We start from the raw sequence: 2,800 nt of genomic DNA, 5'->3' as shown, positions 1-2,800 counted from the left end.
GGAGAATGGCTGCAGAGCCAGCGCCGCCGGATCTCCTCAAAGTCACGTCTCGGAGAGAAGCTGGCCTACATCCACCGGCAGTGGGACGGGCTGCAGACCTTCCTCCACGACGGCCGCGTCGAGATCGACTCCAATGCTGTCGAGAACCTGATCCGCCCTATCGCAGTTGGTTGGTCATTATGCACCCCCTTCATAAGTGCTTGGAAACATTGATAGCTGGTCGTCGAGGTCAGCGCGACACGGGCGTCCTTTCCGTGCGAGAGCGTTTTTGACCTTATCCGAATGCAGGTCAGCCGTCCGGATTTGGTACGGCGCGCCATCGACCACCTGATTTGCGGGCAGAATACCGTCCTTTATCAGTTTGCGGATGACGTGATTGGTCACACCGAGCTCTTTCGCTGCCTCGGTCATTGTGCGCCACGGGCCATCCTTGTCAGCAGACAGGTATCCGTGAATGTCATTCACACGCCGGATGGATGAAACGCGTTTCGCATTCCAGGTCTTGCCCTGGCCAGTCTGCATTCCCATGCGGTTTAGACAGGCAGCAATCGACTCATCCGGCCAGCGTCCTGCCATCTCGCGAATGACTCCAAGCGCCTCTTCACTGGTGCGGGCATTGTGTTCGCCGCTCTTTGGCTTCTTGACGCGCAATTCCGTGTGCCGGCCGCCTTTCCAGTGGACGACCAGAACAATTTCGCCTGTATCGTCGTCGATATCCGCCACGATGTCTTCGATCAGCGTTCTGAGCAATCGTTGCTTGTCGCGCATGGAGGTCGCCGGAGCCGCCCAGGCGGCCTCAAGGTCCTGCGCCAGCCCCTCCAGGCGGGTGACATCCACGTCCGGGACTGCGGCAATCTCCGCATTCAGGCGCTGCTCGAAGCTTCGAACACGTCCCAGAGCCTCTTCCCATCGGTTCTCCAATTCCGCCGCGATGAGACGGTTATCCGGGTCACAGGCGGCGTAGCGCCGTTCCGCCAGAGATGCGTCGTACCGGACCTGCTGCAACTCCATCTCGAGCACCAGCCGCTTGTCTTCCACGGCTTGGCTCAACATGGCACGTGCCTCGATAGCGGCGTTGATGGCAAATGGCGCCACGGCCTCAAGAACGGCCTCGGTGATGAGCTTGTCGGCCCGGAACCCGCCGAAGGTGATACAGCGCTTCTGTCCCAGAAGAAGGTTGGGGGTGTCGCAGCGGTAGACAGAGCGTGGACTGCGGCCGGTATAGACCACATGCAGCCGCCGCCCGCATCTCGAACAGCAGAGGAGGCCGGCCAGAAGCGCGCCGCCGCCGCGACCGGATTTGACCCCGCCGGCGCGCCCGAAAGCGTTCCTGGCCAGCTGTGCCTGATTGCGTTCATACTCCTCCCAATCGATATAGCCGGGGTGGTGATCCCTGATCACCACATCCCAGTCTTCGGGGGATTTGCGGTTCTTGTAAGTGACATGCGCGCGCCCGTCCCGGATTTCTGCTTGCCGGCCGGTCTTACCATAGGCGTAGACGCCCGCATAAAACATGTTCTTCAGCACGCTGATCACGTTGCGGTAGCGAATGGGCTGCCATTCGAAGCTCGTCAATCTGATACCATCGGAGGGTCTGGGGAAATGAACGCCCTCGGCAGACATGGCCAGAAGTACCTGCCGGGCACTTCCAAGCTCGCGAAACCGGCAGAAGATCTGCCGGACGACCTCCTGGATCCGGAGATCGGGATCGAACATCACCCCAGCGTCACGATCCCACAGATAGCCGGTCGGCGGGGTATAGCGCAGCTCTCCGCGGCGCGCTTTTGCGCGGGCGGCTTCAACCATGCGCGTGCGCAAGACGCCAAGCTCGAACTCGCTGATGCTGCCCTTCATGCCCAGAAGCAGCCGGTCATTGGGATGACGCGGATCGTAGACGCCGTCATGGTCCACGACACGCGCATCGACCAGGCCGCAAAGCTCCAGCATATGATGCCAGTCGCGGCCGTTGCGGGCCAGGCGCGATACTTCCAGGCAGAAGACGGCGCCGATCGAGCCCGAACACAGCATGGCCACGAGCCGTTCGAAGCCGGGGCGGGCGTGACAGCCACTGGCCGATACACCAAGGTCGTCGTCGATGACATCGATCCCGGCAAATCCATATCCGCGGGCCATCTCGACAAGATCGTATTGCCGGCGCTGGCTTTCGAGGTTCGTCATAACCTGGCTCTGCGTCGACTGGCGCACGTAGATCACCGCCTGACGCTTCAGCAGTTCCGGTGGAAACGTGAGGGCCATGTCATTCATTGCTGTGCCCTCCCGGACCGGTTTTTGCCGCGGTCAGCAGCAATTGCGCCAGGGCTGTCACCATCGACCGGTATTCCGGTTCCGTCAGCGATGGTGCCGGCGATAACGGCAGCGGCAACTGGGCTGGTGTCGAGGATCTGTGATGCTTCATTCGGGGCCTCCATGGGTGACTCGTCACCATTCAACCCTCGCCGGAAACCGAGGTGCCCGAGAACCGAATGAAGTTCGAAAAGCGCATCCGTGGACACCAAAGGTGCGCCAAGCTCGAAACTCTGACAAACCGAAGCATCCAGAATCCAAGCGGGTGCCAGGATCGCGATCCCCGCATCGCGCTCGATCCCAACATGTTGGCCATCACCGCGATTGAGCGTGCGGAAAACCTTCACGTCCGAGCCAAAATAGGCATGCCATCGATAATGAACCCGGTAAACTTGCCCGACATGGGCAGAATGAACGGGAACTGGCCNTGNCGAGAAAAAATGCGCTCTTTGCTGGTCACGACGAAGGCGGCCGCGCCTGGGGCCGCATCGCTTCG

The 2,800-nt window shown here is 60.9% G+C and carries 2 protein-coding genes and 1 pseudogene; 1 reads left to right on the top strand and 2 read right to left on the bottom strand.

Features of this window, described 5'->3' with window-relative positions:
* Positions 1-168, top strand: a pseudogene (locus PHA8399_RS21895) (IS66 family transposase); the annotation flags it as partial.
* 9 nt (positions 169-177) lie between these two features.
* Here PHA8399_RS21895 and PHA8399_RS07585 read toward each other — a convergent pair.
* Both PHA8399_RS07585 and PHA8399_RS22270 read right to left on the bottom strand, forming a co-directional pair.
* Positions 178-2,265: a recombinase family protein gene (locus PHA8399_RS07585; protein WP_058285574.1), complete on the bottom strand. Its 2,088-nt coding sequence runs from the start codon at positions 2,263-2,265 to the stop codon at positions 178-180.
* Entirely contained in the window at positions 2,262-2,651 is a 390-nt protein-coding gene (locus tag PHA8399_RS22270) for a hypothetical protein (RefSeq protein ID WP_145976994.1), read from the bottom strand. Before PHA8399_RS22270 ends, PHA8399_RS07585 begins: the two co-directional genes overlap by 4 nt.
* Positions 2,652-2,800 lie beyond the last annotated feature (149 nt).

This window comes from Leisingera aquaemixtae (assembly GCF_001458395.1).
Lineage (GTDB): Bacteria > Pseudomonadota > Alphaproteobacteria > Rhodobacterales > Rhodobacteraceae > Leisingera > Leisingera aquaemixtae.
Note: the sequence above shows the minus strand (reverse complement) of the source record. Positions and strands in the feature narration are given on the sequence as shown.

Coding starts and splice junctions, on each gene's coding strand:
- PHA8399_RS07585 (WP_058285574.1), bottom strand. CDS start 2,265: ATGAATGACATGGCCCTCACGTTTCCACCGGAACTGCTGAAGCGTCAG.